General features: G+C 35.2%; 45 protein-coding genes. 22 read left to right on the top strand and 23 right to left on the bottom strand.

The annotated features are described in order from the left end of the window. Nucleotides 1-120: 120 nt before the first annotated feature. The gene (locus AC6EIW_RS03635; protein WP_498521234.1) at nt 121-258 is read right to left on the bottom strand and encodes a hypothetical protein; all 138 of its coding nucleotides are present in this window, start codon (nt 256-258) and stop codon (nt 121-123) included. 151 nt (nt 259-409) lie between these two features. Here AC6EIW_RS03635 and AC6EIW_RS03630 point away from each other — a divergent pair, with 151 nt between their 5' ends. Beyond that, nucleotides 410-1333, top strand: a complete 924-nt coding sequence (locus AC6EIW_RS03630; protein ID WP_498521233.1) for a DUF481 domain-containing protein — start codon at nt 410-412, stop codon at nt 1331-1333. 156 nt (nt 1334-1489) lie between these two features. On the opposite strand, the gene AC6EIW_RS03625 is transcribed toward AC6EIW_RS03630, so the two are convergent. Both AC6EIW_RS03625 and AC6EIW_RS03620 read right to left on the bottom strand, forming a co-directional pair. Continuing rightward, nucleotides 1490-1654: a hypothetical protein gene (locus AC6EIW_RS03625; protein ID WP_498521232.1), complete on the bottom strand. Its 165-nt coding sequence runs from the start codon at nt 1652-1654 to the stop codon at nt 1490-1492. A gap of 206 nt (nt 1655-1860) precedes the next feature. Continuing rightward, entirely contained in the window at nt 1861-2064 is a 204-nt protein-coding gene (locus AC6EIW_RS03620) for a DUF2905 domain-containing protein (protein WP_498521231.1), read from the bottom strand. A 621-nt stretch (nt 2065-2685) separates the two neighbouring features. Here AC6EIW_RS03620 and AC6EIW_RS03615 point away from each other — a divergent pair. Next, complete coding sequence (locus tag AC6EIW_RS03615; protein ID WP_498521230.1) at nt 2686-3270, top strand: S41 family peptidase; 585 nt, start codon at nt 2686-2688, stop codon at nt 3268-3270. Between the two features lie 111 nt (nt 3271-3381). Then, on the top strand, nt 3382-3687 hold the full coding sequence (locus tag AC6EIW_RS03610) for a hypothetical protein (RefSeq protein ID WP_498521229.1): 306 nt from the start codon (nt 3382-3384) through the stop codon (nt 3685-3687). A gap of 110 nt (nt 3688-3797) precedes the next feature. On the opposite strand, the gene AC6EIW_RS03605 is transcribed toward AC6EIW_RS03610, so the two are convergent. Further along, nucleotides 3798-4397, bottom strand: coding sequence for a PCC domain-containing protein (locus AC6EIW_RS03605; protein WP_498521228.1), 600 nt, complete (start codon nt 4395-4397; stop codon nt 3798-3800). Nucleotides 4398-4780: 383 nt separating this feature from the next. Here AC6EIW_RS03605 and AC6EIW_RS03600 point away from each other — a divergent pair, with 383 nt between their 5' ends. Beyond that, entirely contained in the window at nt 4781-4999 is a 219-nt protein-coding gene (locus AC6EIW_RS03600; RefSeq protein WP_498521227.1) for a hypothetical protein, read from the top strand. Between the two features lie 173 nt (nt 5000-5172). After that, nucleotides 5173-5343 (top strand): hypothetical protein, encoded by a 171-nt coding sequence (locus AC6EIW_RS03595; RefSeq protein ID WP_498521226.1) that lies wholly within the window; start codon nt 5173-5175, stop codon nt 5341-5343. A gap of 49 nt (nt 5344-5392) precedes the next feature. Here the strand turns inward: AC6EIW_RS03595 and AC6EIW_RS03590 are convergent, their stop codons facing one another. Then, a complete protein-coding gene (locus AC6EIW_RS03590; protein ID WP_498521225.1) occupies nt 5393-5572 on the bottom strand; it encodes a hypothetical protein in 180 nt (59 codons plus the stop codon). Between the two features lie 1032 nt (nt 5573-6604). Here AC6EIW_RS03590 and AC6EIW_RS03585 point away from each other — a divergent pair. Both AC6EIW_RS03585 and AC6EIW_RS03580 read left to right on the top strand, forming a co-directional pair. Next, nucleotides 6605-6769: a hypothetical protein gene (locus AC6EIW_RS03585; protein WP_498521224.1), complete on the top strand. Its 165-nt coding sequence runs from the start codon at nt 6605-6607 to the stop codon at nt 6767-6769. Between the two features lie 146 nt (nt 6770-6915). Further along, nucleotides 6916-7326, top strand: a complete 411-nt coding sequence (locus AC6EIW_RS03580) for a hypothetical protein (protein ID WP_498521223.1) — start codon at nt 6916-6918, stop codon at nt 7324-7326. A gap of 66 nt (nt 7327-7392) precedes the next feature. On the opposite strand, the gene AC6EIW_RS03575 is transcribed toward AC6EIW_RS03580, so the two are convergent. Continuing rightward, nucleotides 7393-7578 (bottom strand): hypothetical protein, encoded by a 186-nt coding sequence (locus AC6EIW_RS03575; RefSeq protein ID WP_498521222.1) that lies wholly within the window; start codon nt 7576-7578, stop codon nt 7393-7395. A gap of 83 nt (nt 7579-7661) precedes the next feature. Here AC6EIW_RS03575 and AC6EIW_RS03570 point away from each other — a divergent pair, with 83 nt between their 5' ends. Beyond that, a complete protein-coding gene (locus tag AC6EIW_RS03570; RefSeq protein ID WP_498521221.1) occupies nt 7662-7958 on the top strand; it encodes a DUF3764 family protein in 297 nt (98 codons plus the stop codon). A 127-nt stretch (nt 7959-8085) separates the two neighbouring features. On the opposite strand, the gene AC6EIW_RS03565 is transcribed toward AC6EIW_RS03570, so the two are convergent. Next, nucleotides 8086-9465: an ammonium transporter gene (locus AC6EIW_RS03565; RefSeq protein WP_498521220.1), complete on the bottom strand. Its 1380-nt coding sequence runs from the start codon at nt 9463-9465 to the stop codon at nt 8086-8088. 174 nt (nt 9466-9639) lie between these two features. Here AC6EIW_RS03565 and AC6EIW_RS03560 point away from each other — a divergent pair, with 174 nt between their 5' ends. After that, the gene (locus AC6EIW_RS03560; RefSeq protein ID WP_498521219.1) at nt 9640-9924 is read left to right on the top strand and encodes a hypothetical protein; all 285 of its coding nucleotides are present in this window, start codon (nt 9640-9642) and stop codon (nt 9922-9924) included. 365 nt (nt 9925-10289) lie between these two features. Here AC6EIW_RS03560 and AC6EIW_RS03555 read toward each other — a convergent pair whose 3' ends face one another. After that, nucleotides 10290-10502 (bottom strand): hypothetical protein, encoded by a 213-nt coding sequence (locus AC6EIW_RS03555; RefSeq protein ID WP_498521218.1) that lies wholly within the window; start codon nt 10500-10502, stop codon nt 10290-10292. 403 nt (nt 10503-10905) lie between these two features. On the opposite strand from AC6EIW_RS03555, the gene AC6EIW_RS03550 reads away from it, so the two are divergent. The 3 genes from AC6EIW_RS03550 (at nt 10906) to AC6EIW_RS03540 (ending at nt 12009) form a co-directional block, all read left to right on the top strand. Beyond that, on the top strand, nt 10906-11202 hold the full coding sequence (locus tag AC6EIW_RS03550; protein ID WP_498521185.1) for a DUF1330 domain-containing protein: 297 nt from the start codon (nt 10906-10908) through the stop codon (nt 11200-11202). A gap of 16 nt (nt 11203-11218) precedes the next feature. Further along, on the top strand, nt 11219-11458 hold the full coding sequence (locus tag AC6EIW_RS03545) for a hypothetical protein (protein WP_498521184.1): 240 nt from the start codon (nt 11219-11221) through the stop codon (nt 11456-11458). A 281-nt stretch (nt 11459-11739) separates the two neighbouring features. Next, nucleotides 11740-12009, top strand: coding sequence for a DUF3104 domain-containing protein (locus AC6EIW_RS03540; protein ID WP_498521217.1), 270 nt, complete (start codon nt 11740-11742; stop codon nt 12007-12009). A 314-nt stretch (nt 12010-12323) separates the two neighbouring features. On the opposite strand, the gene AC6EIW_RS03535 is transcribed toward AC6EIW_RS03540, so the two are convergent. The 7 genes from AC6EIW_RS03535 to AC6EIW_RS03505 form a co-directional block, all read right to left on the bottom strand. Then, the gene (locus AC6EIW_RS03535; protein ID WP_498521216.1) at nt 12324-12461 is read right to left on the bottom strand and encodes a hypothetical protein; all 138 of its coding nucleotides are present in this window, start codon (nt 12459-12461) and stop codon (nt 12324-12326) included. Next, nucleotides 12462-12608, bottom strand: coding sequence for a hypothetical protein (locus AC6EIW_RS03530; protein ID WP_498521215.1), 147 nt, complete (start codon nt 12606-12608; stop codon nt 12462-12464). A gap of 8 nt (nt 12609-12616) precedes the next feature. Then, nucleotides 12617-12817, bottom strand: coding sequence for a hypothetical protein (locus AC6EIW_RS03525; RefSeq protein ID WP_498521214.1), 201 nt, complete (start codon nt 12815-12817; stop codon nt 12617-12619). A gap of 290 nt (nt 12818-13107) precedes the next feature. Continuing rightward, on the bottom strand, nt 13108-13635 hold the full coding sequence (locus AC6EIW_RS03520) for a hemagglutinin (RefSeq protein ID WP_498521213.1): 528 nt from the start codon (nt 13633-13635) through the stop codon (nt 13108-13110). Between the two features lie 13 nt (nt 13636-13648). Beyond that, entirely contained in the window at nt 13649-14044 is a 396-nt protein-coding gene (locus AC6EIW_RS03515; RefSeq protein WP_498521608.1) for an OsmC family protein, read from the bottom strand. Nucleotides 14045-14360: 316 nt separating this feature from the next. After that, a complete protein-coding gene (locus tag AC6EIW_RS03510; RefSeq protein WP_498521607.1) occupies nt 14361-14462 on the bottom strand; it encodes a DUF2905 family protein in 102 nt (33 codons plus the stop codon). 407 nt (nt 14463-14869) lie between these two features. Next, the gene (locus tag AC6EIW_RS03505; RefSeq protein ID WP_498521212.1) at nt 14870-15100 is read right to left on the bottom strand and encodes a hypothetical protein; all 231 of its coding nucleotides are present in this window, start codon (nt 15098-15100) and stop codon (nt 14870-14872) included. A gap of 404 nt (nt 15101-15504) precedes the next feature. Between AC6EIW_RS03505 and AC6EIW_RS03500 the strand changes: the two genes are divergently transcribed. Continuing rightward, nucleotides 15505-16032: a hemagglutinin gene (locus AC6EIW_RS03500; protein WP_498521213.1), complete on the top strand. Its 528-nt coding sequence runs from the start codon at nt 15505-15507 to the stop codon at nt 16030-16032. Between the two features lie 277 nt (nt 16033-16309). Here the strand turns inward: AC6EIW_RS03500 and AC6EIW_RS03495 are convergent, their stop codons facing one another. Genes AC6EIW_RS03495 through AC6EIW_RS03475 form a run of 5 tightly spaced genes read right to left on the bottom strand, consistent with a single transcriptional unit; the run spans nt 16310 to nt 17103 of the window. Next, nucleotides 16310-16435, bottom strand: a complete 126-nt coding sequence (locus AC6EIW_RS03495; protein ID WP_498520457.1) for a high light inducible protein — start codon at nt 16433-16435, stop codon at nt 16310-16312. Continuing rightward, the gene (locus AC6EIW_RS03490) at nt 16435-16587 is read right to left on the bottom strand and encodes a high light inducible protein (RefSeq protein WP_498520456.1); all 153 of its coding nucleotides are present in this window, start codon (nt 16585-16587) and stop codon (nt 16435-16437) included. Before AC6EIW_RS03490 ends, AC6EIW_RS03495 begins: the two co-directional genes overlap by 1 nt. Continuing rightward, the gene (locus AC6EIW_RS03485; protein ID WP_011294968.1) at nt 16587-16706 is read right to left on the bottom strand and encodes a high light inducible protein; all 120 of its coding nucleotides are present in this window, start codon (nt 16704-16706) and stop codon (nt 16587-16589) included. The genes AC6EIW_RS03490 and AC6EIW_RS03485 overlap by 1 nt, the downstream gene beginning before the upstream one ends. 20 nt (nt 16707-16726) lie before the next feature. Beyond that, nucleotides 16727-16891, bottom strand: coding sequence for a hypothetical protein (locus tag AC6EIW_RS03480; RefSeq protein WP_498521211.1), 165 nt, complete (start codon nt 16889-16891; stop codon nt 16727-16729). After that, entirely contained in the window at nt 16888-17103 is a 216-nt protein-coding gene (locus AC6EIW_RS03475) for a high light inducible protein (RefSeq protein ID WP_498521210.1), read from the bottom strand. Before AC6EIW_RS03475 ends, AC6EIW_RS03480 begins: the two co-directional genes overlap by 4 nt. 255 nt (nt 17104-17358) lie before the next feature. On the opposite strand from AC6EIW_RS03475, the gene AC6EIW_RS03470 reads away from it, so the two are divergent. The 3 genes from AC6EIW_RS03470 to AC6EIW_RS03460 are packed head-to-tail and all read left to right on the top strand — an operon-like array spanning nt 17359 to nt 17787. Then, nucleotides 17359-17490 carry a hypothetical protein gene (locus AC6EIW_RS03470; RefSeq protein ID WP_498521209.1) on the top strand — a complete coding sequence of 44 codons (132 nt, stop codon included), beginning with the start codon at nt 17359-17361 and terminating at the stop codon, nt 17488-17490. Nucleotides 17491-17496: 6 nt separating this feature from the next. Continuing rightward, nucleotides 17497-17661, top strand: coding sequence for a hypothetical protein (locus tag AC6EIW_RS03465; protein ID WP_498521208.1), 165 nt, complete (start codon nt 17497-17499; stop codon nt 17659-17661). A gap of 6 nt (nt 17662-17667) precedes the next feature. Further along, nucleotides 17668-17787 carry a DUF8681 family protein gene (locus tag AC6EIW_RS03460; protein ID WP_498521207.1) on the top strand — a complete coding sequence of 40 codons (120 nt, stop codon included), beginning with the start codon at nt 17668-17670 and terminating at the stop codon, nt 17785-17787. Nucleotides 17788-18799: 1012 nt separating this feature from the next. On the opposite strand, the gene AC6EIW_RS03455 is transcribed toward AC6EIW_RS03460, so the two are convergent. After that, the gene (locus AC6EIW_RS03455) at nt 18800-19075 is read right to left on the bottom strand and encodes a DUF1651 domain-containing protein (protein WP_498521206.1); all 276 of its coding nucleotides are present in this window, start codon (nt 19073-19075) and stop codon (nt 18800-18802) included. A 193-nt stretch (nt 19076-19268) separates the two neighbouring features. Between AC6EIW_RS03455 and AC6EIW_RS03450 the strand changes: the two genes are divergently transcribed. Then, a complete protein-coding gene (locus AC6EIW_RS03450) occupies nt 19269-19412 on the top strand; it encodes a hypothetical protein (RefSeq protein ID WP_498521205.1) in 144 nt (47 codons plus the stop codon). A 615-nt stretch (nt 19413-20027) separates the two neighbouring features. Beyond that, nucleotides 20028-20267, top strand: a complete 240-nt coding sequence (locus tag AC6EIW_RS03445) for a hypothetical protein (protein ID WP_498521204.1) — start codon at nt 20028-20030, stop codon at nt 20265-20267. A gap of 23 nt (nt 20268-20290) precedes the next feature. Here the strand turns inward: AC6EIW_RS03445 and AC6EIW_RS03440 are convergent, their stop codons facing one another. Continuing rightward, entirely contained in the window at nt 20291-20419 is a 129-nt protein-coding gene (locus AC6EIW_RS03440; protein ID WP_498521203.1) for a hypothetical protein, read from the bottom strand. 109 nt (nt 20420-20528) lie between these two features. On the opposite strand from AC6EIW_RS03440, the gene AC6EIW_RS03435 reads away from it, so the two are divergent. The 3 genes from AC6EIW_RS03435 to AC6EIW_RS03425 all read left to right on the top strand — a co-directional run bounded on the left by AC6EIW_RS03435 (nt 20529) and on the right by AC6EIW_RS03425 (nt 21478). Next, nucleotides 20529-20696, top strand: a complete 168-nt coding sequence (locus AC6EIW_RS03435) for a hypothetical protein (RefSeq protein ID WP_498492384.1) — start codon at nt 20529-20531, stop codon at nt 20694-20696. A 272-nt stretch (nt 20697-20968) separates the two neighbouring features. Then, nucleotides 20969-21097, top strand: coding sequence for a hypothetical protein (locus tag AC6EIW_RS03430; protein ID WP_498521202.1), 129 nt, complete (start codon nt 20969-20971; stop codon nt 21095-21097). A 69-nt stretch (nt 21098-21166) separates the two neighbouring features. After that, entirely contained in the window at nt 21167-21478 is a 312-nt protein-coding gene (locus tag AC6EIW_RS03425) for a hypothetical protein (protein ID WP_498521201.1), read from the top strand. Between the two features lie 140 nt (nt 21479-21618). Here AC6EIW_RS03425 and AC6EIW_RS03420 read toward each other — a convergent pair whose 3' ends face one another. Then, nucleotides 21619-21783: a hypothetical protein gene (locus tag AC6EIW_RS03420; RefSeq protein WP_498521200.1), complete on the bottom strand. Its 165-nt coding sequence runs from the start codon at nt 21781-21783 to the stop codon at nt 21619-21621. A gap of 599 nt (nt 21784-22382) precedes the next feature. Here AC6EIW_RS03420 and AC6EIW_RS03415 point away from each other — a divergent pair. Next, nucleotides 22383-22553 (top strand): hypothetical protein, encoded by a 171-nt coding sequence (locus tag AC6EIW_RS03415; RefSeq protein WP_498521199.1) that lies wholly within the window; start codon nt 22383-22385, stop codon nt 22551-22553. Nucleotides 22554-22615: the final 62 nt, after the last annotated feature.

The following is a 22615-nucleotide window of genomic DNA, read 5'->3' as shown; positions in this document are numbered from 1 at the left end:
AACGCCAACCACCCCACCCCGCCCCCTTCTAGTGTTGCCGCAATTGCGACTATCTTCTGTCTTTCTTTTACACTTGTCTTGGCACAGGCCGAGTGCGCATTTGATTTCCCGTTTCACATATCACCAACGATTTTCTGGAGTCTTATCATTCCTACGATCAAAGTCCGGCCTTGACGGTAAGGCTTCTTTAGCATAGGTTGACTCAGATATTGCGATAAAAGCAAGAGAAGCAGCAGCAAGGGATGCTAAACTGCGCATGAAATAATTAAGTCGAAGTTACAACAATCTGATTCAATATCGACTTTAGTAGAAAATTCAAAAACAGCTGGACAACCGTTACATTGATATGTTGATCTTTTTAAAAGAAGTGCTTTTATTAATTCAATGAGCACTCTTAGTTGATAATTAAGTGAAAAAAAAACTTTTACAATTCCTTTTAATTTGTAATTCAATAGTTTTAACGACAGGACCTTCTATAAAAGCAGAAGAAGTTTTTTTTGAGCTAAAAAATGGAGATACAATTAGTGGTGAATTAATAGAGGAAGAGAGTACTAATAGTAAAAAAATTATATATCATCCAATATTAGGAAGATTAGAGATTGATGTTGATAGTATTTATGAAGATGAATTACCGACAGATCAGAAGTTATGGTCTGGAGATGTCCTCATTGGCTTAGATGGTAATCATAATGATTATTATAAAAATTCCGACTTTTCAATTGAATCTGAGGTTGAATATGAAGGAGAAAGGAATTTATCATATTTTGAGGTAGAATTTAATTACGGAAGTGAAAAAGATAAAGGAACTGGAGAAAAACTTAGTAGTTATGACGCCGCTTTAATTGCTAGAAATGACTATCTTTTAACTGATAAATTTTCAGTATATACATCATCTGATTATTATTTTGATTCTCAAAGTCACGCCGGCAAGCATGATATAGAAGGATCTGTTGGATTAGGTTATTATCTTTTAAAAAATGAAAGTTCAGAATTGCAAATTTCATTAGGTCCCGCATTGATTTGGACAGAAGGAGGAGAAGACTGTTCAATTACTACAAGTTGTGGGGACTTGATCTATGCAACTAATCTAGGTGCAACATTTGGATGGTTAATAACTAAACATCTCGAATTTGATTTAAATAATACCTATACAAATGCAAACGGCGAAGGAGATAGAGCTATATCTAGCAATCGATTAGAATTAGAATTAAAGTTTTATCCGGATGTAAATTCAAAACTATTTACAGCTTTGGGTTATGAGAATATCTATCACGATTTGTCTGATCCAGAACCTGAGAATGCATACAAATTAAAAGTAGGAACAAGCTTTTAAATATTCCAGATCTAGTTCAACTCATCTTCTTGCTGTAAACAAAGTTACGCTGATATTTACAGCGATAGTCCTACACCTTCTAGACAGTAGTCTATGGCCTAAAAAAAGGGGGCTAATTGCCCTCTAGCTATCGACTGGCAACGATAAGATTCTGAATTAAGAATCCTTTGCAGCAACTTCTTCACAAGCTTGCTTTTGTCTCTCTTCAAAAACTGAAGGTTTGTAAGAAGTAAATACTCCTTTCTTGAATGTTGCAAGTTGAGCAGCGTGAAGCTTTTTTGCTTGCTTAATACGCTTTTTAGTTAAAACTAGGTTGTTCATGACCTATTCAATTACTGGAAACCCGTTCCCTACTTTCATCTCATGCACCCCATAATTTAGAGCAAACGTCTGTTAACCATAACAAATAACAATAAGAAGGAAAAGCCGCCATTACGACAATTTAAGTAGTGCTTTCCTACTCTCTTCTCATCAGATTAGTCATAGAAAAGATTGATTTGAATCAGCCTTTTGAGTCATGGCAAATACTAGGAAGTTCGAAATAAATTAAAAATGACTGTAAGAAGCAGACTAATGGCAATACAGCTAACGACTGGGAAATAAAAAGTTGAATTCTCACCTCGAAGGATGATGTCCCCAGGTAACTTTCCCAAGCCTATTTGTTTTAAGTAAGGATATAGAACGCCAATCGAAGCGATTACAAGTCCAAGTGAAATTAGTATCCTTTGCATTATTAGTTATTAATTCACCCAACTGTACTAATACTTGGGTGATAGCACCCTTTTCAATTATTACGTTTTCAATTAAACCTTTCCCAGGGTCTCTGCCTACACTTTGATTAATGGCTCAGGCTTTAGGGAGGTTTAGATGCCTCCCGCAAAAAAAAAACAAGAAAAAACAGTAATTTATACTGATTTGATTTTTAGATCACTTTGATTAGAAAAGAATTATCAGAACTTTTATCTTAAGACTCGGTTCTGATAGTAGAGGGGAAGGCATTCAAAGTCATATTGGATGGAATGCCTCCCCAACAATTTCAGGAGGACTCATTATGTCTTGTGGAAATCCATTTAATCATCTATTAAAGAATGTCAAAGGTTCTTTTTTAGATCATGAGTTGTTTTCTACTTCCAAACCCAAATATGATGATGATGTGATTGAATGCATGCAATTTGGTATTTGCTCCTCTAATCCTCCTCGGCTGAAAGATATTCCGTATTTTCATTTTTAACGAGTCATATTTAAATTTCAGAGAGCTTTTGAAAATAGGAGTAGCTATAAATCAAATGGACGAGATATATTAGAAATTGATAGCGAATATCGCTTAATTTTAGTGTAGGGAGCATTCAAGAATGAAACACTTACTACTTGCCCTTGTTTCTGCTTTCGTATTACCGATCACTGTAAAGGCTGAAGTCTCAGAAGAGATTCACAAACGTTGCCTAGAAGCTAGAGATTACTCTGGGTGTGTAAAAACTAACGAGAGGACAACCAAAAAAAACAAAAAGGAAATGACTGGTATTGGTATAACGCTTTTTCTGAATGGTGATACAGCAGAATTAACAATTCAATCAGTTATTAATAGCTCTCCTGCCAGTGATGCCAATATAGAATCGGGTGATGTAATCCTAAAGATAGATGGAAAGTCTACGAAAGGAATGGGTTTAAAGGAGGCAATTAAATTAATCAAAGGTCCTAAAGATAAGCCAATTAAATTAGTCATTGGTAGAACTAACGAAAAAGGTAAAAGAAAAAAAATTGAGGTGAACTTGATTCGAGATACATTTGTTATTCCTGAAAGAGAATCTTTAGATCAATTAAACATAAGAGAATTTTTTAATTATGGTTTTCCACGGGATTTACAGCCAATGAATCCACAAAGAAATTATCCTCTTGAGCCAAAAAAAGAATTATTCCCTAATAATCAAATCTCGTAGAGAAACTTATCATAGATTTCTTCTTGCAGAGAGAATTAAAAATAGAATCAAAAAAATTTATTTCGTAGACGTTCAATTCCTAAGGAAGGTAAGACTAAAGAATTATTGGGAATGGAAGATTGGAAAGATTTAAGTTCTCATATTGAGGCAAATTTTTTGGATGGTATGATTTGGGAGAATCGAAACGAATGGGATATTGATAACATCAGGTCATGCAGCAGTTTCAATATGGAAGAGGAGGAGCAACAAAGAGTAGCTTTTAATTGGAGGAATTTTAGGCCTTTATGGAAAAGATTAAATGAACAAAAGGGGGATGATTATGGTCCTTTAGATGAACTTGCTTGGGTGGAGAGGATGCAAGCTCTGGGATATGAATGCGAGCTATTTCTTAAGTACGAGGAAGGTAATTCTTTTTAGGTCATGGGAATAGCAATCACTTATGCCATAACAAATCCTGCAATACTTGGATTGTTCTTTTATGTCACATATCGAATTACTTAAAAGTAGATAATGAGTTTAATAACTGACTAACTGCTTAATTTGCCAGAAGCGTGCAGTTCAGCTAATTCTGAGTAACCACCGATAAATTCTTCATCTATAAAAATCTGAGGAAAGCTCGAATAATTACTTCTTTTACGAAGGGTATTAAAATCATCATCATTTTCGATCACTGTTATTTCATGTGGTATTTGTAATGTTCTCAGCATCCGAACAGCTCTCGAGGACCATGGACAATCTGGAAGTATAAAAATTTCAACTGTTTGTTGATTAGTATTGGCTTCTTTTACATTTATAGCCTCATCAAGAAATCCTATTAATAAGTCAGCGCCTTTAAGTATTATCGTTCCCTCCTCTAGGTGACCGGCCCATACCTTGCATTCTGCATCTGAAAGACTTATATGAAGATGACATTTGTTTGGAGATATTGTTCCATTTAAAGCTATTATTTCTAGATGATTCTCAACTGTAGTTGCTTCTCTTTTCCCTGGACATTGAAATTTAGCTATAGATAAATTACCTACTACACTCAAAACATATCCAAATTTATTCTCTTTTATTGCCAGAGTCTGGAGACTATTAAGAAGATCACTTCCAGATTCAAGTTGTAATGTCTTTGGATAAATCAAATTTCAAGAATAATTCCAAAAAATATTATCCTCTTGTTTGGAAGTTTTTGAGTTTATGGAGTTTTTGTAAAAATATGAATGAAGCGATAGGAGTTTTTTAGAACCAACTTTACTAACACATTGGTCTAATCCTTCTTTTGATTGGATGGGAGTAGGGAAGCACTACCCCAACCGAACATCAATTCTGGAACAGTTCTTCTTAAATTACTTCAGGTTGATGACTTAAACGGAAGTATCATCAAGCCAGATCAGGTTAAGGTCGTCGAAATCCAGTCCCTCTTCGCAAATTAAAAAGGTCCTTAGGTCTGCAATTTTCTTTGAGAACCTGAGTTGTGAAATGTTCACATTTTTCCCTTCTAAAAACTTCCTCACACATTCTGTCTATGAGTAAAAAGAAATCAGAATACAAAAGAATCTTTGAAGATAATTCACTCTCAGATCTGCAAAAATACAGGAAGATAAGAAATCTTCAGAACAAAGTCTCAAGATTTTGGTCTGTTGTTATTGGCTTTAATGCAGTTGTTTGGCCGATGCTTTACATTATTCCCAACTTAGAAATTGATAATCCAAATATAATTCCAACTGTTGCGTTGAAAGACTGAAAAATAAAGTTTTTCCACTAATTTTAGTTAACCCACCATCGTGAGGGTTCTCTTTTGTCTAAATATCTATAGCTGACGGACTGTTAGCTTCCACTTTTTTATATGTCAACGTATCTTCTTTTACTACAGAAACTTTATAACCCATTAAGTTTCTAGGACTTTTCACAAAGAAAATGAATTCATCTCTTACTAGAGGAGGCGAAGGCATCAAGTTAAACAGAGTATCCAAGATGGCTCTTACTTTGACTTTCTCTACCTTCTTCCTGTATGGATTAGGCCAAGCATCGATCTTCAAGAATTTCCTTGCAAGTGCAATGTCTGGAGCTTGCCCATTCTCTGGTTAATTTACTAAGAAATTATTTAACCCTCCTTAAAAAGAGGGTTTTCTTTTGTCTAGTTGAATATTTGATTAGATCTATTTTTTAAAAAACTTTTTTGATAATTAGATCTAATTTTTTTTATGTGGGGCAACCTTTCTGCTACATCCATAGGCATCTTCTTTGCCGCTTTGAGCAGCTCAATTGCGTATTTATGAGTGTCCTTGCGAATAAGTAATCTATTTAGGAAATCCATTGGTCGAAGCTTGGATCATATATACCAATAGCTAAATTTTTTTATTTGAACAATGGTTTTGTCTTTGAATGGTTTCAGAGATTTAAAAATTAATTAAAGTAGCAATAGCAAAACAACCAATAAAAGTTCCTAACATTGCCAAAGGCATCGTCATAAAAAGCAGCAAAATTTCACTTGGTTTCTTCAAAGAATTACTTTTGGCTTAACACTTTGTAATCTATTAAAAAGCTGTCAATACTGTGTTCATTGCTTATTAAGATATTCTGCAAAGAACATTAATCAATTATTAACTAATGCTTATTGCTCTTGGCTTTACATTTTTCAACTTAATATTGCAGCGATTTCAGCAATATCTTTTTTGCTTTAGATAACGAAGATAAGTTTTTACATGCTCACCAACACTTTGTCCCATACATTTCGCTGTTAGTCCTGTCTGAAAAAAAGGATTAAAAAGGTTCGGTTTAAGGAAAAGAAACGTAGTGCTCTCTTCCTCCCGACCCATAAAAATGTTGATTATCACAGAGTTGATAGAAAGGATGTCTTATGAGACTATTCACTCCCTTCACTGTCCCCAAAAGGAAAACTGCGACCTTTGCAGGATTAAAAGGAATAATCAGAAGAGGGGAAAATAGCCTCTCTTTTTATTGCTGAGGTTATGCATAGATTGGAAAGCCCCAACCCAACCCAACTTTAGTTTTAAAGAACTTACTTTTATTAAGTACCAAGTAAGAACGAGTAACTGGGTTGAAGGCTGTGTTTCGTTAAACAAGCTCAAGCTAAATCGGAGGACAGTTGATGAAACCCTGTCGTCTCTTCTCAATTAAGTTTTGAAACCCTCCACAGCGAGCGTTTTCTTTTGCCTTTTTTTAAGCAACCCTATTTCCATGGGAGTGGGAAAACACTACTAAAATTGTCGTAATGCCGGCTTAATTACTTATTCTTATTTGTTAGTATTTATAAACGTTCGCCTCAAACACTATGGGGTGCATGAGATGGAAGTAGGGAACGGGATTTCCAGTAATTCAACAGGTCATGAACAACCTAGCTTTAACAAAAAAGCGTATAGAAAAAGCAGAAAGGCTTCACGCAGCTCAACTTGCAACATTTAAGAAAGGAGTATTTACTTCTTACAAACTTTCAGTTTTTGAAGATAGACAAAACCAAGCTCGTGAAGAAGTTGCAGCAATGGATTCTTAATCCAGAATTGAATTGTTGACAGTAGATTAATTTTGGGGGCATTGGCCCCCATTTTTATGGATCAAAATACTGATAAAAGCGCAATATGACTGAACCTAAAGTCCACCGTAAGAAATACTTTAACCGCACAGAGGTGTTTCTGCTCCATGGAGAAGCGTTCATGGATCCATGGTCCAAACTCATCAAAGAGATTCTTTATTAATGAACCAAAATGTCCTGTAAGAAACCCCTTCGATAGAATCGATGGAGTTGTAAGAGAAGAGGGAATTAAAATGTTTGATAATTTGGTTTGGCAGAGTTGGCATGAAGATGGAATTATTCCAAAAGCAGCTAAAAAGTGGTTTGAAGCAAGAGTGAAAGAGTTTGAATCTGGAACAAATATTGATCTTGTTTGCAATTGTCGAAGATTTAGAGGTCAAGATGACGCTTTAGGTCTACAAGCTAAGTACCCTTGTGATTGTCATGGCTATACATTGAAAAAATATATTGAATTTTTAGCTAAAAATAGTAACAATATTTTCTTTTGCTTAGTCTTCGACTCATGGACCACCGCCTAGCAGTAATTGGACATACTCCATAAATTTCGGCAATCTTTTTAACTCCAGCCATAACTTTTATATCTGTTATTTCTTATTTTTCCAGCCAAACATCTCAGCCATTTTGCCGGTTGAAGCAAAGTATCCAATTGCTCCAAGGAATAGAACAAAAGCAATGAGATTGGGAACGATTCCACCAATGATTTGAGCTTCTCCAAAAGTAAGAAAAGTAATCACAACAAAAACCCTAGCCCAGTTATCAGAAAAGTTCATAACTAAATCATGCTTCTTTTTGTTATTTCTTCAACAGTAAAGTAGATAGGCTCTGTGCTTTAAGCTCAAAAATTTTGGATTTAATGACAACTGAAATCACCGTTTTAGACTTCAAGTTGAGCAATACATTTGAAGAATACTGCACTCATTTGAAGGATCCTGAACAACAAGCAATGTTCAAGGAAATGGGTGTGAAGACTTTTTATATAGGCCAATGCAAAGACGATCCAAAAAGAGCAACCGTTATGGTTGAGAGACCTGAAAATTTTTTATATGACATCTTTACCAAGCCAGAGACAAAACCAATAGTAGAGGCTTCGGGGCATATTTATGAACCAACGACTATTACTTGCTGGATTAATACTTGCCCTAATTGTTAGATTTCTCGCCAACTTTCTCATCCTCCAAATGAATAAGCTGTTCAATTAAAAAGAAAAAAACAAAAAGAAAACCCTCTTTTTAAGGAGGGTTAACAAAAATCATGGAAGGAATAAGATCCTGGATTTTCTAATATATGGCGTTAGGAGAACCAGTTCTCTCCACATAAGCCTCTTCACCATGCTCAGAAATATCTAAGCCAGTATCTTCTTCGGCTTTTTCAACTCTATAATTACAGCCAAGTGATTTCAATAAAAAAGCGATTATCAAAGTTCCAAATGCGGCAATTCCATATGCAATTAAAACTGCTTGAAATTGTCCTAAAACCAATCCAATACGACCTTGCTCTGCAAGAACTAATCCAGCAGGATGAGATGAAATTAATTCTGGTTTAGCAAATAATCCCGTAAGGAGAGCTCCCACAGTTCCACCGACACCGTGGACAGCAAAGGTATCTAATGAGTCGTCAAAAGATAATTTAATTTTAACCCTAACTGAGATGTAGCATAAAGAAGATGTAATAGCACCAATCAAAATTCCACTAGCTGGACTTACGAAGCCAGCTGCTGGCGTGATACCTACCAAGCCAGCAACAGCTCCAGTAGCCATTCCTACCGCAGTTGCTTTCCCATCTCTAAATGTTTCAATCAACGCCCAAGTTACCAATCCAGCTGCTGCTGAAACATGAGTTGTAGTAAAGGGAAGTTCTGCACCTCCAACACTTAGTTGACTTCCTCCATTAAATCCAAACCAGCCAAACCATAATAAACCTGTTCCTATAAGAATCTGAGTAATGTCGTGGGGAGGCTTGATACCTTTAGGCCAATTACTACGTGAACCTATTAATCCTGCGAGTACTAGAGCTGATACTCCTGAACTGATGTGAACAACTGTTCCTCCAGCAAAATCCAAATCTTTGCCAAGTAACCCACCACCCCAAACCATGTGAGCAAGAGGTGCGTAAACAAATAAAATCCATATAGGCGTGAATAAACACCAAAAACGAAAACTAATTCTTTCTACCAATGCTCCTGAAATTAAAGCCGGAGTAATTATTGCGAACATACCTTGGAAAAGTGCAAAACTCATTCCTGGTATTTTAAGACCCTCCCAATTGCTTGGAAGATTTTCAAAAAATGCATATGTTAGTGGATTACCTATAAAAGCATTAGAGGTTCCTCCATCCGAGAAGGCCAGACTAAAACCTACTGATGTCCACACAATAGTAGCTATTCCCATCATGACAAAGCTCATTGCCATTGTGTTGAGCACATTTTTAGCTTGAGTAAAGCCTCCATAAAAAAAAGCTAAGCCTGGTGTCATTAACAAAACCAAAGCCGATGAAGTCAAAATCAAAGTATTGTCTGCAGCTGAGAAATTTGATTCAGTTGCATGTGCAGGAAAAAATGCAGCACTTATGAGCTGAATTGCAGGAACAGCAAGTAGCGCTATTCCAAACCTTCCAATACGAGTTCGCAGCAAAATAAAAAAATGTTCAATGTGAAACATAATCGCTATTTATTTCAACCAAGAAAAGTTCATATTGAACATTTTTAGCATATGTGTATAAACCGATACTTTTCATTATCGATCACTTTTGGATCACCAAAACGATAATGCTTGCCCGTTTATCTGCAAAGTTCATCTCTATATCATGATGGTTTTAAGAATACATTGGCAAAAATGATTCAACTAGATTTAATAACGCAGAGATATGACAATCTTCTTCTAGCTCTCCCAACGCTAAGAAAGCATCAAAGAAGAAATAAAGATGGAAGTATTATCAATATTCCTGATACTGAACATGGAGATCGTTGGTCAAGCTTGGAAAACGAACTCAATCAGTGGATAAGAGAGCTTGATCTAAATGAGGATAAAGAAACTAAAAGATATTGCGAAAGTCGGATTACCAGGATTAAAGATCAAATGAAGAAGAGAGGTTATGACCCAGAGAACTTAAGCTGCTAGGTATAAAAATAAAAAATCCAATTACTTAAGAATTAAATATCCGTATACAGTAATTATCAGAAAGATTGGAATTGCTAAGTAAGTGAGTACGAACCATTTGAACGTATTGTTTTTGGCCACGCTGATTTAAAAAAAAGAGAATAGCTATAGCTACACCCATTACTAAGCCAATTTCCCAACTTAGGCAAAGTATTTGATAGTTGCTGAAATTTAATTTTTTCTGTATACGCTCGGCTAATCGCTTATCAGTCTTTATCAATCTCATTAATACCATTTCTACTAAAAAGTTATTTCCATCATGATTTCGCTTTTACTAATTAATTTCTACTGGAGTGTAAAACTTCAATTACATATTGAGCTGATTGTTAGCAACACCCACAACTACTTTCGCCTTCTGGTGGTTTTTCATCAAAGGCATCTGCAATATCTCTAAGCATTACAGCAATAAAAGCAGAAGGACATTGAAGCTTTTCCCCGTATCCAGCGCATTGTTGAGCAATATTTTTCATTGCAGGAATAATAATGGTCTCAATTTGTTCTTCGGTTGCTTCCCACCTCACTTGGCATTCTTCAGTCATCTATTTATTAATGGATTTACTCTTCCATCATGCTTGCTTTTATAGGGCCTACAACCAAGAGTAAATAAAGTTTGGCATAGTGTTTAAAAAGATAACCTCTTTGAATTAATCATCACAGCCTTAACTATCAAATATCTAAAATTCTCCCACCTTCTAATGCTGATAATGATTCTTTGATTTCTTTTAATTGCTCAGCGTTCTCTCGATCAGTCAGAAACAGGTTTCCCATCCTGTTTTGTTAATAGCTTTGGCCAGGCATAGCTGTTTGTGGTAGATATGTGTCAGGAATGAGATCAAAGCTAAACTCAAAATTCAGATGAAGTAAGGGAAGTTATTGGGTTCTCTAATATTTCTATACAAAGTAGATGGTGTATGTGAAACTCTTTGGAATTGATTTTTTTTGATGGCTAAGGGTCTTTGGCTTGTTACTACAACAGTTACGAGTCCAGCTTTTGCTGAATATGTTGAAGCCTTTCAACGATGGGTTCAATCAGTAGGTGGTTCAGTTTATGCAAAAGATATGGAGGCTGAAACTGTTGAAGGGAAAGGTGGAAAATTAGGTGTGATTATTGAGTTCCCATCAAAGCAAGCAGCACTTGATGCTTTCCATAGTTCGGAATATCAAGAACTAAGCAAATTACGTTGGGCAAATTCAACAGATACCAATATCACCATCATTGATGGCGGAGTAACTCATTAAGAAAAAGGTTATTTCATTGGTTTTTGCTGTTTCAGTTATTGGAAGTCCATCTCTTTCATGGGGTTGGGGTGAAGGTGGCTGGTCTTATTCAAAAGACAAAACAAACCAAGAAACAAAAACTGAGCAAATAAAAAAACTGACGCTTAAGTTGGAAGACCAAGCCAACCAGGAAGAATTTTTAACTGAATATTTTGCTGGTATAAAAAAAGGTGATTTCTACGAGGAACCAGTTCAAGGGGATTATCCCGATTGGTAGATTTATATCTCGGTTGACAGTCGATTTTTTAGGGGGCTAACTGCCCTCTATTTTTTTGGGTATATATGAAATACAGCACTTCGACTGACTTGTAGTGAGTAATTAATAATTAGTAATTTCTGTTATGGGAAAAAATTCAGTCAACCTTTCTCAAAAAGAATTGATAATATTGAAGATGCTTTGGAATCCATGAAAGAGCTTGCCGAGTCATTACTCAAAGAACATAACTGGGCAAAAAGTAAAATGGGTAGTTGCCTTACAAATTTTTCTGATAGCAACGAATGATTCACGAAATAGAAGAAGAGCCTGTATTTCTCAAGGTCAAATCCAGAGATACCGTTTTAGTTGGTGAGGATGAAATTTGCAAAGTTCTCTCATTTGTTGGAGGTGCAAGAGATCCACTTGCTCCCACACTTTTTCAAGTCGCAAATGTCGATACAGGTGAAATTAAATTTGTGCATGGAGAGGAAGTAAGAGAAATAGTTTCCACATACGAACAAGAGGTTAAGCAAAGATTGGAAAGCCCTACCTCAACCGAACTTCAGGATTAAATATTTTTTTTTCTTAGATTTTTATCACGTTGGTAGTTATCGGAATTTCTACTAATCAGAGTCGGAGGCTGTACTGCATAGCAGTTCCCTTTCTCGCAAAAATTTTGAAGGGAAGGTTATAATAATATAATCAAGTCAAGGCTTAGCTCTGCTAGCAACTGCTAGCTCAGGTTAAGAATTAGAGAGCCTCCCCTAGAAAGGAGGTTTTCTTTTGCTCACTCCTTCGAGCCATAGAACACCGCCTGAAAGTAGTAGGACTAACGCCGTAAATACCAGCAATCTTTTTCTAACTCCATCGGTATTTTCTATACCTTTTAATTCTTATTTTTCCAGCGGAACATCTCAGCCTTTTTCCCAGTTGAAGTAAAGTATCCAATCGCTCCAAGGGAAAAAAAAGCAATCAGATTGGGAACGATTCCACCAATAATTTGAGCTTTAGCGAAGAGAATCATTTATTGATGAGGAGGTACTTTCTCTCCGCGTCTGATTTTTGCTTTTCTAGTTTGATCAAAATAAATAACCACACCGCAGAAAACCGCTAAACCAATAAAATTTGGGATGATTCCACCAATTATTTCGAACTCATCAAAGAATTCCATTTAGGTATTCAGCTATTTATCGAGAAACCCCATTGTAAAACTATTAAAACCAAAGCAGTGGTTACAAAGGGTGCAGCCGGGTATTGACTCTTTAATTTGTTAATCGAAAATTGTGACCATGAGAACTGACTTTTGTTAGTTCTTGTTTTCTTTTCTTTTTTGGCTTTTGGAGGTAAACCAAGTTCTCTTCGTCTTTTCGCTTCTCCCATTCTGATCTAGTAAAAAGAAGATAATAAAAGATGCTTTTTCTTAGTGTGACTTTAATAGATCACTCTTTTTTTTAAGGACTTTGCTGATGAGTCTCCCTCCCTCTAACTTCGATAGCAATAAGCAACGACAATAGTAAATACTTTAGTGGTGTCCATATAGATTTTAATAGCTTCGGGAGTAGAAATGAATATGGATCTTCAATTAGATGAGTAATTAGCTAGCAACTAATATTACTTTCTTTCATAGGAGTCGAGTTTATATTGGATTCTAAATTTGCTCTTAGATTTCCCTAAAGTTTACTAAGAACTTTTTCCTTAGATTGAAATGGATATAACTTAATCCTTTTAATCTGATCTTTTTCCCAAACCCAGTAGACAGGATTTTTCTTTTGAGCTTTTTGCAGATCTTTTCTGTCTCTTAAACTAACTGGTATAAATTCATTTTCAGGATTAAATTTTTCATCTCTTACGGCTTGGTTTAGAACAATACTTCCTTCTTTATTAGAGATTGATCGATGATATGTTCCGACAGGAATTTGAAGTGCGCCCATGGCTCGATTTAAATAAATAATGTGATGAGGTTCCTCCCATTCAGGATTGATCAAAGTAAAAACACGACTACCTTCAATGACTAAATTGTGATCAATTTGATGTCGATGTACGTAATACTGTTCAAAATCGCCATCGTTTGGAGGTGAGATGGCATTGCCATGATGAATGACGACATCAGAGCCATTACATCCTTTTACTCCTGCATCGAAGAAAGATACTTGAGGTGTCTCACGGAAAACATGAGTAGGAACAAAATTTAAACGCATTTCAAATCCTCCTTTACTGTTGTGTCCATAGAAGATTAATATTTGTAGAACTTTCAATATTCCTCAATACAGGGCAATCTTTTATTTCTTTTTTTAATCCATTCAATTGATCAGTGGTCAGATTTGATGGGGTGAAAATATTAATAATCAAAGTATCGATTTTCCTGGGACCAAGCTTAGACATCTGTTTGTGAACTTCTAGTTTAAGACCATCTAATGACCACCTTTCCTTTTTCGCTTTGATACCCATTACTGTTAGTAGACAAGTCCCTAATGCTGTCGCTACTAGATCTGTAGGACAGAAATCTCGACCTTTCCCTTCATGATCTTGGGGGGCATCAGTTCGTAAGACTGAACCAGATTGTTGATGAAGAGACTCTGTTTTTAGATCTCCAAGATATGTACAAATGATTTTGTTTACACTTCATATGTCTTACTAGTTGAGTTTGTTGGGTGTAGATCACATTCATTTACCAAAAACTCTTCTCTTGTTTCAGTAGGAATTTCGTAATTGAAATCATGCATCACTTGAATATCACTCAACACATTTTTTATGATAGAGAACGGAGTTTTTAGTTTCATAAGCCTCCCATTCGGATACCATTGTTCTAATTGACTTTTTCTAATTTATATAGCTCGGTTTTTACTAAAGTATTACTCCCTATTTATCAAATTGGTTATGGAAAAAGATTTATTTTAATTAGTCACTTTAGTTATGGCAGATACTAGGACGATCGGAACAAATTAAAAAAGACTGTAAGAACCAGGCTAGTTGCAATACAGCTAACGACTGGTAAATAGAAAGTTGAGTTCTCACCTCTAAGAATAATGTCCCCAGGTAATCTTCCCGACCCTGTCTACTCCTACCGCTTGCTGAGAGACATGAGGGAGATCACTCCAGTATTTATGAAGTAAGTTCAACAATAGATAGGAGGTGGTCTATGGCTTAAAAATTTTATTGACAGCCATAAAAGTTTTTCCCACTTTTGAGTAATTCCATCGATATGGACTTCTAGGAATCTTTTGATTGCTTTGCATGTAATGAACCCCCCTTGAGAGTAGGTCTTTGTTTTCATCCAAAGTAAATCCACGTAAAAAATTAGAGGATTAATGTTATTGATCGAAAAATTGCCGTTACTATTTCGTAATGGCTTAGTTGAAACATACGCTTGAATAAAAAAAAGGGAGCATTTGCTCCCCTAACAAATCGACTGTCAACCGTGCATTTACTTTATTACGAAGCAATCTCTTCCCAAGGATCATGTGAAGTTAGTTCCTTGAATGGTATCAATTTAAAATCACCTCTCCTGATACCACTACAGATTAATCCATCTGGATGTTCTCTATTAAATATGTCAACTGCATCTTGTTTTCGTTTTGCTGGAATAGTGACTTTATAAATTACGTCACCTGAATCACGAATCTTATAAACAAAAATCCAATCATATTCTTTAATATCCATCATCAGTTAATGCTGACTAACTTTGTTTTAACTCACTTTCGGCAGTCCTACAACTGTTAAGAGGTAGAGTTTGGCACAAAAAAGAGGGCCTAATGGCCTCAGAATAAATCGACTGTCAACCAATCTCTTACTTTAACTTTTTATTTACATTTCTGTAGTGTTTTCCTACTTCCTACAGGCCAAAAGAAGAAGTAGAACAAAGGTGTAAGAAGAAGGAGGTCTTATGAGACTATTCACTCCCTTCACTATCCCCAAAAAGGAAAACTGCGACCTTTGCAGGATTAAAACTAATAAAAGAGAAGCAACTGAAAATCGATTTTTAGATCAATTATTTAAATTCCTTTACAGGGATAGGTTTGATTTCGTTTTTGACTGACCTTGAACACAACAGTAAAGGAGGATTTGAAATGCGTTTAAATTTTGTTCCTACTCATGTTTTCCGTGAGACACCTCAAGTATCTTTCTTCGATGCAGGAGTAAAAGGATGTAATGGCTCTGATGTCGTCATTCATCATGGCAATGCCATCTCACCTCCAAACGATGGCGATTTTGAACAGTATTACGTACATCGACATCAAATTGATCACAATTTAGTCATTGAAGGTAGTCGTGTTTTTACTTTGATCAATCCTGAATGGGAGGAACCTCATCACATTATTTATTTAAATCGAGCCATGGGCGCACTTCAAATTCCTGTCGGAACATATCATCGATCAATCTCTAATAAAGAAGGAAGTATTGTTCTAAACCAAGCCGTAAGAGATGAAAAATTTAATCCTGAAAATGAATTTATACCAGTTAGTTTAAGAGACAGAAAAGATCTGCAAAAAGCTCAAAAGAAAAATCCTGTCTACTGGGTTTGGGAAAAAGATCAGATTAAAAGGATTAAGTTATATCCATTTCAATCTAAGGAAAAAGTTCTTAGTAAACTTTAGGGAAATCTAAGAGCAAATTTAGAATCCAATATAAACTCGACTCCTATGAAAGAAAGTAATATTAGTTGCTAGCTAATTACTCATCTAAACAACTAGGGGGGTCAGGTAATTCCTTTTATATGACTATTCTGTAGTTTTGCTAATTAAAACAATTGTAGAAGAAGTGTTTTACAAGCAGATATCTCCGGTTTTAGTTACTCATAATCTATAACGCACTAAAAAAAGGCTTCTTCCGTAATGACAGAGAAGAGGCCTTTTTAAGATTTGATAGTTTGATCTACACAATCCCTGGGATGATCCAGCCTGTTATTCCGTAGTTAATAACAGCTGCAAAAAAACCCATCATTGCTAGACGACCATTCATTTGCTCTGCTGTTTTCCAATAATTAGTTGATTTGTTCATTACACGAAACCTGGAATGATTTGACCTGTTGTTGCATAAGCCCCTACAAGAGCAATGCATCCAAACAATGCTGCATAACCGTTAAGTCTTTCAGCGGTTACCTTTTCAGGATCAATGTTTCTGCTGTTGTTGCTATTGTTCTGAGCAGTCATCAAACGACACCTGGGATAAGTTGACCGGTTGTTAGGTAAATACCTGTTAGTAGAACGAATGCCATCATGGCTGGTCTGCCGATGCTTCTTTCTAGGATTGTTTTATTAGATGGTTGCATTGTTATTAGTTGTTGTTGGTTTAGAAAATTCCAGGAATGATTTGACCTGTTGTGAAATAAGCACCTAGTAGAGCTATCATTCCGATCATTGCCCAACGGCCATTCGTTTTCTCAGCGTCTTCTGGTTTGAACTTCTCAACTACATTGACATAGTTGCCAGATGCTGAAGGTGATTCAGAACTCAAAAGATTCCTGGGACGATTTGCCCGGTTGAGAAGTAAGAGACTAAAAGGCTGACCATGCCGATCATTGCCCAACGGCCATTTGTCTTTTCTGCTTCTTCTGGATAGCTGGTGTAGTCCTCTACAAGCTGAGGCTGTGTTTCGCGGCCAAAGATGTTTTGTTTGCCGTACTCAGTGATAACTTGAGATGAAGCTGTGTTGGTAGAAGTTGTCATTACTGAAATTTCTTTGATGTGATAAACATAAAGTATTAAATTAGTTAATCAAAGATACGGTCGGGTACGGCTTCTTCTAATAATCAACAGAAATAAGTCTCAAACACCAACGACAGCAACTAATCAGAGAGATATTGATCCAATGATTAGATCAATTGATCACTCTAATAAGTATGAATAGCCCGAACTGGTTAGCCCTACCTCAACCGTCCTACTCCTATTGAGTGCTACCTTTGTTTTTCCTTCCTTTTAAAATTGTCAGAACAAACTAAAGGCATGTTTGCAATAAATAAAACAACTGCTGCAAAACTTATCTTTCTCTGGAATCTTCCTGCACTACTTCTATTCATTAGTGCTTATGAATTTGGTACTACCTTATTCACTTAGCTAACAATGGCATCTTCTAATAACAGTCCAAAGAATTGGTCCGAGTGGAACAAAACAAAGCACTATAGTGATTATTCAAGATACTCTGGGAAAGGTAAATTCGTTCGCTTTACGATTGCTACTTTGCTTTTTAATCCCGTTGGACTACTTGCTTACATGACTACAATCTAGTGAAAAATGCAGCCTGGAATAGTTGATCTAATAATTTTCGGACTTATTTTTAACGGTCTACAGGCATGGTGGATCATTCCAATTGTTAGACAAAACAATTCATCGGATAAAAAAGTTCAAACCTAAGAATAAAATCAGCTTGAAAGGATTTACAGAAAATAATAATAGGAGTAAATTTTCTCCTCTTAATCTTATGGTAAGAGACCTACAACTGTTAGACGATATACTACAGCTTAATAACGAGCGTAAAAATCGAACAAAAGTTGACCGATTAATTCACCGAAGTTGAACCTGTATTTTTTTTTTGTTTTGGGTTGCGAGTCAGTCATTATTTTTAATCTTTAATAAAGTCGTTTACATCACCCATTTGCCACAGTACAGCTCCACCGGAAATGAGCATTATTCCAAAAACTATTGCGTGATAGGGAGTGAACAAACCAATAAGCAATCTTTGTGAACCTAACTAATTTTCCAAGCTTCTGTTGTAGCAAAAGTACTCCATAAATAAAAAAAACCATCTAATGAGCCCAAAAGGGGGTTTGCTCAATTTTTGAAGTGAATAGTTTTAACATTCCGCCCCATCCTCGATATTGCGAGGAGAGGGAACTGCTACCTAGTACAGCCCCTTAACTCTGATTAGTAGAAATTCGGATAGACACAAATATAAAAGTCTAAGAAAAAAAATATTTAATCCTGCATTTCGGTTGATGTAGTGGTTTACTTTCTCCCTTGAGAAGAGGGTTGCTTATAAATAGTCAAAAGAAACGCCACTCTGAGGATGGGTTTCAAAAACTTAGTGAGGATGTTTTGCGAAGAGACGACAGGATTTCACCAACTGTCCCCTGATCTAGCTTGAGCTTGTTGAACGCAACACAGCCTTTAACCCATTTATTGCTTTTGCTTGAGATTGTTAAATAAGTTTTCATATGGATAATTCTTAAAAATGAACCCTTTATTCCTAACCATGAGGGGGTCAACAATGAAAGTCGAGGTTTCTTGTTTCATTGGAGGGATGGATATCAAAGAAATTGTTCATGTAGATAAATTTTAATATGCCGAAAAAGCAGCAAAGTCTAGAAATTAATTTTGCAGACAAGTCAGCCGAAAAGTGTTGATGGAATAAATGAAAAGTGAAGAATTAGGCAGCATCATCATTGATTTGACGTTCTATTAATTGCCAACCGTCCGATTGAAGCTCATGCCATGTTTCTAGTGCATTTTTATATTCCAATCTTCTTGTGCTTTTAAATTTGGTAGGTATTCCTTCTTCTGTACAGTGCCAAAGTTGAGTCATCACGCTTGGATAACTCAAGAGTGATTTCGGATCACGAATAAAAAACATACATAAGTCTCTGGTCGGTGAGACTAGCCAGCCTGTCGGAATTGGCAATGATTCTCTGATTAATTGATTCATATAATTGAAGTCTGATTGAAAATTCAATTCCTCTAGAGATTCTGATAATAAAAGTCAAGCAAGGGAATACGAATTAGAGATAAAAAATAATCTTTTCAATGGTACTTTGATTGCTTGTAGGTGTAGCGTAAAATCAGATAAAACAAAATCCTTTTTTTTTAAGAGTAAGTAAAAAATAGCAAGAATTAAATCAATGTCTAATCTATTTGAATTGAAAAAAAAACTTTTTCATAGTATTTCTAAAATTGACAAGTTAGTAGACCTAAGAAAGTTAATTATTTATGGAATGAGTCTTGATAAGGATTTAATTTATAAGCCTGCTCTAAATGGGTTTTGATCATTTCTACCTGAATATTATGAATAAATTTTGGCTTCCTTTTTGCTAGAAAAGCTGAAGTATAAGTAAAAAATATCACAAAAAAAAGTATAATTGATAAGCAGTAAAATAAAGCTAATGGCATTGAAATAAAGTTTATTCTTATGAATTTTTTTTGAAAATAATATTACTTGAATAATTTTAAATGGATTGAAGAATTAAGTGGTGTGTATAGCGAGAGCTTTTTTTAAGTAAAAAGGCTACAAAATAATACCTAATGAAATTACAATTATGTTTGAAAAAGAGATAATATCCGATTAGCAGGAACTCAACAAATTAAAAAGATATTGGTATGACATTTTATTGTAATAGGACTTTTTTCAAGTTCAATCTATATCCGATGAGGAGAAACCAAAGGTTTTTGATTTGATTGTCTCTAAGCTCAAATTAATGAAATGCTAAAAAAGCTCTGACTTACTCATTGATGCATTTCCGCTATTTTTTTAACATAGAATTGTAATGAAAGTAATTAATATGCCTTTCGAATGAACATCAATATAAATATTTAAATCCCAGCGGGTAAGGAAATTAAAAATCAATATATATATATATACATAACTCATAATTATAAATGACATGTTTCCATTAATAGCTATTGCAGCATTTTTTATCTTAGGCATAGCATTCTTTGTTATTGGTAAGGATGATTTTGGAATTAAACGAGTAAAAGAAGTTTCTAATGATACCTCTGTCAAAAGAAAGGAGGTTGTAAATCCTGAGTCAGCTCCAAACGATGAGTCAATAGAAGAGAAGAAGGAATTAGTAAGTGCAGAAAGTTCATCGGAGATTGACTCAGATAGTAATACTTCTGATTAAATCGTGACTAAATCTCAACTTGCCTACCTTTCAGGAATCACCTTTGTCTTTATGGGCTTAATACCAACTGCAAGAAGCATTTTTTCTGTTGAGTCGTTTAATGATGCGCCTATTTTCTTTTTAGCAGGAGGTATATGGTTACTATTGATCATTATTTTCTTATATTCCTCGAAGGAGTCCCAACGACAATTTCCAACAAGAAGAAATAGTTAGAATTTATTTAAGTATATGTTAGTTTTAATCACTTAGGATTTCAGATAGATGTCTAGACAATCTCCTACAGAAGTTGAACTTCTTGAAATATGTGACTACTTAGAAAAAGTTTTAAGAGATGGATCTAGAAGCTCTATAACCTCAGTACTTGAATTGCTCAGTAGAGATGATTGCCCCTATACACCAATGCTTAAGGCAAAAGGAATTATCCAGTAGGACAAAGTAAAGTAAACTCATCAAACTCTAAATCTAGGCATAACTTTCATATCTATCAGCCTTCGTTTTTGTATCTAATGCTCAGATAAATAACATCACTGGTAACAATATTGTGATACAAAGCCCTGCTATTAAGAATGTAATGTGTGTCATTCATCTATAAAAATGCTAAAAAGTCAAAAAGACACACCATAAATTTATGACAATTCAACAGTTAGCTGAGAATAGAAAGTACTTGGAGTGTCGTTAAAATAACCACGACTAAAAGATTTATGGCTTTTATTTCTAAAACAATTAAAAAAAGAATTTCAAAATTAATAAGCAGATTTGATGTCCCAAAGATTCCACCTCATATGATTAACCAATTAGGAGTAAAGAAAGAAGCAACGTCTACCAATTAGAGTTTAAAACTATTCATCTTTAAGTAAAAAAAATTACTCTGGCCTTCTTGATTTTTCTAAGTTTAAAAAATGGAATTTTATTTTAATTTTGCTTCAACGTCAACATCAATTGCAATGATAGGAGCTCTCTTCTCATTCGCAGGAGTTGGCTTGTTGATTTTAATTCTTAGTGAAAGAATGTTCCATGGACTTAGCAAACTAATTTACTTTTTTGGCAATCAGATACTTCGATCTCGAAGATTGTTTTCTATAAAATATATAGAAGAAAATAAAGCCTCAAATAATCAACTTTATATAAAACAAACAGATATCACCCACAAAGAACTCTCTCTAACAGAACAAAAAGAGAGGCTAGAAAAAATCCTAGATATGAAAGTTTGAGCCTTTATAGCTTTTGGTCTATCTATTTATCCACTAAATCGGATATATGCTTATCTGAATTGGGTAATAAAGGTTAGAGGTGTAAATAAAAAAGGGAGCTAATTGCCCCCTAGCTATCATTTTCAGCAATGGATTCTCAATTAAAAATCCATCGCTGCGACTTCTCTACGAGCTTGTTTTTGCCTTTCTTCAAAAGCAGAACGCCTATAAGAAATAAGCATTCCATTTTGCGTCGCGACAAGTTGAGCGGCGTGAAGCCTTTCTGCTTTCTCAATACGCTTTTTAGTTAAAGCTAGGTTGTTCATAACCCTTATCTGTTAATGGAAATCCCGTTCCCTATTTCCATGTAATGCGTCCAGTTATAACCAGACGAACGTATGGCATACCATAACAAATAAAATTAAAAAGTTAAAGTCATTAAAAGATTCTCTAGCTGTTTTTGATCATGTCGACATGGTTGAATGATTCAACATGCGAGGAAGATTTCCTTTAAGGAATTCTCTTAATTGTAAACCCAATTGGCTTCAATAATTTTTGAGAATGGATTGCAATCCTGTGCCTGCCACATTGCCTATTGTTTATTGTTGGCAATGACGGTCTCTTCGTGTGTCTTTCCTTTTGAATTAACCATTGTGACTGCAAATCTCATAGCAGATAATGGATAGATATTTCATATCTAGTTAGCGCGAAGAACTCATTATTGGCAAGTTTGCTTTTTACTAATTCAAAGAAAAAAAGACATAAAGAAGGGGACGAGATTTTTGTCGCCCCCTTTGAGACAGGCACATATTTTTTCTACCTACCGTGCCCTGTCTCTTAATCTATTTTTAAACCCTGTTGGAACAGGTGAGAATAAGAAAAAACATCTGTCTTATAATGAAGAAACTATAAAAAGAATATTTTCATGAGTAGAAAAAGAGACAAAATTTGGACTGCCATCATTGCAACCAAGCAATGGTTCAGCAAATTATTCACCAGCGAAGCAGATGCTTTGGTTGATGACTTTGGTAATAATCCACCACCAGATATAGGGACTCAAACTTATTCAGGTGAGTATAATAAAAAAGGAGATTAACTATTTGGCTCTTTTAAGAAGGTATTGCTCTATTAAAAAGGAGAGCATAAGTTTATTTAACA

The organism is Prochlorococcus sp. MIT2308, assembly GCF_059772345.1.
The sequence above is the reverse complement of the archived record's forward strand: the minus strand, read 5'-3'. Positions and strand labels throughout refer to the sequence as shown.

Bases quoted from the DNA above. Each gene is read 5' to 3' on its own strand.
- AC6EIW_RS03635 (WP_498521234.1), bottom strand. From the start codon at position 258: ATGCGCAGTTTAGCATCCCTTGCTGCTGCTTCTCTTGCTTTTATCGCA.
- AC6EIW_RS03625 (WP_498521232.1), bottom strand. From the start codon at position 1,654: ATGAACAACCTAGTTTTAACTAAAAAGCGTATTAAGCAAGCAAAAAAG.
- AC6EIW_RS03620 (WP_498521231.1), bottom strand. From the start codon at position 2,064: ATGCAAAGGATACTAATTTCACTTGGACTTGTAATCGCTTCGATTGGC.
- AC6EIW_RS03615 (WP_498521230.1), top strand. From the start codon at position 2,686: ATGAAACACTTACTACTTGCCCTTGTTTCTGCTTTCGTATTACCGATC.
- AC6EIW_RS03610 (WP_498521229.1), top strand. From the start codon at position 3,382: ATGGAAGATTGGAAAGATTTAAGTTCTCATATTGAGGCAAATTTTTTG.
- AC6EIW_RS03600 (WP_498521227.1), top strand. From the start codon at position 4,781: ATGAGTAAAAAGAAATCAGAATACAAAAGAATCTTTGAAGATAATTCA.
- AC6EIW_RS03595 (WP_498521226.1), top strand. From the start codon at position 5,173: ATGAATTCATCTCTTACTAGAGGAGGCGAAGGCATCAAGTTAAACAGA.
- AC6EIW_RS03590 (WP_498521225.1), bottom strand. From the start codon at position 5,572: ATGGATTTCCTAAATAGATTACTTATTCGCAAGGACACTCATAAATAC.
- AC6EIW_RS03585 (WP_498521224.1), top strand. From the start codon at position 6,605: ATGAACAACCTAGCTTTAACAAAAAAGCGTATAGAAAAAGCAGAAAGG.
- AC6EIW_RS03580 (WP_498521223.1), top strand. From the start codon at position 6,916: ATGGAGAAGCGTTCATGGATCCATGGTCCAAACTCATCAAAGAGATTC.
- AC6EIW_RS03575 (WP_498521222.1), bottom strand. From the start codon at position 7,578: ATGAACTTTTCTGATAACTGGGCTAGGGTTTTTGTTGTGATTACTTTT.
- AC6EIW_RS03570 (WP_498521221.1), top strand. From the start codon at position 7,662: ATGACAACTGAAATCACCGTTTTAGACTTCAAGTTGAGCAATACATTT.
- AC6EIW_RS03565 (WP_498521220.1), bottom strand. From the start codon at position 9,465: ATGTTTCACATTGAACATTTTTTTATTTTGCTGCGAACTCGTATTGGA.
- AC6EIW_RS03560 (WP_498521219.1), top strand. From the start codon at position 9,640: ATGATTCAACTAGATTTAATAACGCAGAGATATGACAATCTTCTTCTA.
- AC6EIW_RS03555 (WP_498521218.1), bottom strand. From the start codon at position 10,502: ATGACTGAAGAATGCCAAGTGAGGTGGGAAGCAACCGAAGAACAAATT.
- AC6EIW_RS03550 (WP_498521185.1), top strand. From the start codon at position 10,906: ATGGCTAAGGGTCTTTGGCTTGTTACTACAACAGTTACGAGTCCAGCT.
- AC6EIW_RS03540 (WP_498521217.1), top strand. From the start codon at position 11,740: ATGATTCACGAAATAGAAGAAGAGCCTGTATTTCTCAAGGTCAAATCC.
- AC6EIW_RS03535 (WP_498521216.1), bottom strand. From the start codon at position 12,461: ATGATTCTCTTCGCTAAAGCTCAAATTATTGGTGGAATCGTTCCCAAT.
- AC6EIW_RS03530 (WP_498521215.1), bottom strand. From the start codon at position 12,608: ATGGAATTCTTTGATGAGTTCGAAATAATTGGTGGAATCATCCCAAAT.
- AC6EIW_RS03525 (WP_498521214.1), bottom strand. From the start codon at position 12,817: ATGGGAGAAGCGAAAAGACGAAGAGAACTTGGTTTACCTCCAAAAGCC.
- AC6EIW_RS03520 (WP_498521213.1), bottom strand. From the start codon at position 13,635: ATGCGTTTAAATTTTGTTCCTACTCATGTTTTCCGTGAGACACCTCAA.
- AC6EIW_RS03505 (WP_498521212.1), bottom strand. From the start codon at position 15,100: ATGATGGATATTAAAGAATATGATTGGATTTTTGTTTATAAGATTCGT.
- AC6EIW_RS03500 (WP_498521213.1), top strand. From the start codon at position 15,505: ATGCGTTTAAATTTTGTTCCTACTCATGTTTTCCGTGAGACACCTCAA.
- AC6EIW_RS03495 (WP_498520457.1), bottom strand. From the start codon at position 16,435: ATGAACAAATCAACTAATTATTGGAAAACAGCAGAGCAAATGAATGGT.
- AC6EIW_RS03490 (WP_498520456.1), bottom strand. From the start codon at position 16,587: ATGACTGCTCAGAACAATAGCAACAACAGCAGAAACATTGATCCTGAA.
- AC6EIW_RS03485 (WP_011294968.1), bottom strand. From the start codon at position 16,706: ATGCAACCATCTAATAAAACAATCCTAGAAAGAAGCATCGGCAGACCA.
- AC6EIW_RS03475 (WP_498521210.1), bottom strand. From the start codon at position 17,103: ATGACAACTTCTACCAACACAGCTTCATCTCAAGTTATCACTGAGTAC.
- AC6EIW_RS03465 (WP_498521208.1), top strand. From the start codon at position 17,497: ATGGCATCTTCTAATAACAGTCCAAAGAATTGGTCCGAGTGGAACAAA.
- AC6EIW_RS03460 (WP_498521207.1), top strand. From the start codon at position 17,668: ATGCAGCCTGGAATAGTTGATCTAATAATTTTCGGACTTATTTTTAAC.
- AC6EIW_RS03455 (WP_498521206.1), bottom strand. From the start codon at position 19,075: ATGAATCAATTAATCAGAGAATCATTGCCAATTCCGACAGGCTGGCTA.
- AC6EIW_RS03450 (WP_498521205.1), top strand. From the start codon at position 19,269: ATGTCTAATCTATTTGAATTGAAAAAAAAACTTTTTCATAGTATTTCT.
- AC6EIW_RS03445 (WP_498521204.1), top strand. From the start codon at position 20,028: ATGTTTCCATTAATAGCTATTGCAGCATTTTTTATCTTAGGCATAGCA.
- AC6EIW_RS03440 (WP_498521203.1), bottom strand. From the start codon at position 20,419: ATGATCAATAGTAACCATATACCTCCTGCTAAAAAGAAAATAGGCGCA.
- AC6EIW_RS03435 (WP_498492384.1), top strand. From the start codon at position 20,529: ATGTCTAGACAATCTCCTACAGAAGTTGAACTTCTTGAAATATGTGAC.
- AC6EIW_RS03430 (WP_498521202.1), top strand. From the start codon at position 20,969: ATGGCTTTTATTTCTAAAACAATTAAAAAAAGAATTTCAAAATTAATA.
- AC6EIW_RS03425 (WP_498521201.1), top strand. From the start codon at position 21,167: ATGGAATTTTATTTTAATTTTGCTTCAACGTCAACATCAATTGCAATG.
- AC6EIW_RS03420 (WP_498521200.1), bottom strand. From the start codon at position 21,783: ATGAACAACCTAGCTTTAACTAAAAAGCGTATTGAGAAAGCAGAAAGG.
- AC6EIW_RS03415 (WP_498521199.1), top strand. From the start codon at position 22,383: ATGAGTAGAAAAAGAGACAAAATTTGGACTGCCATCATTGCAACCAAG.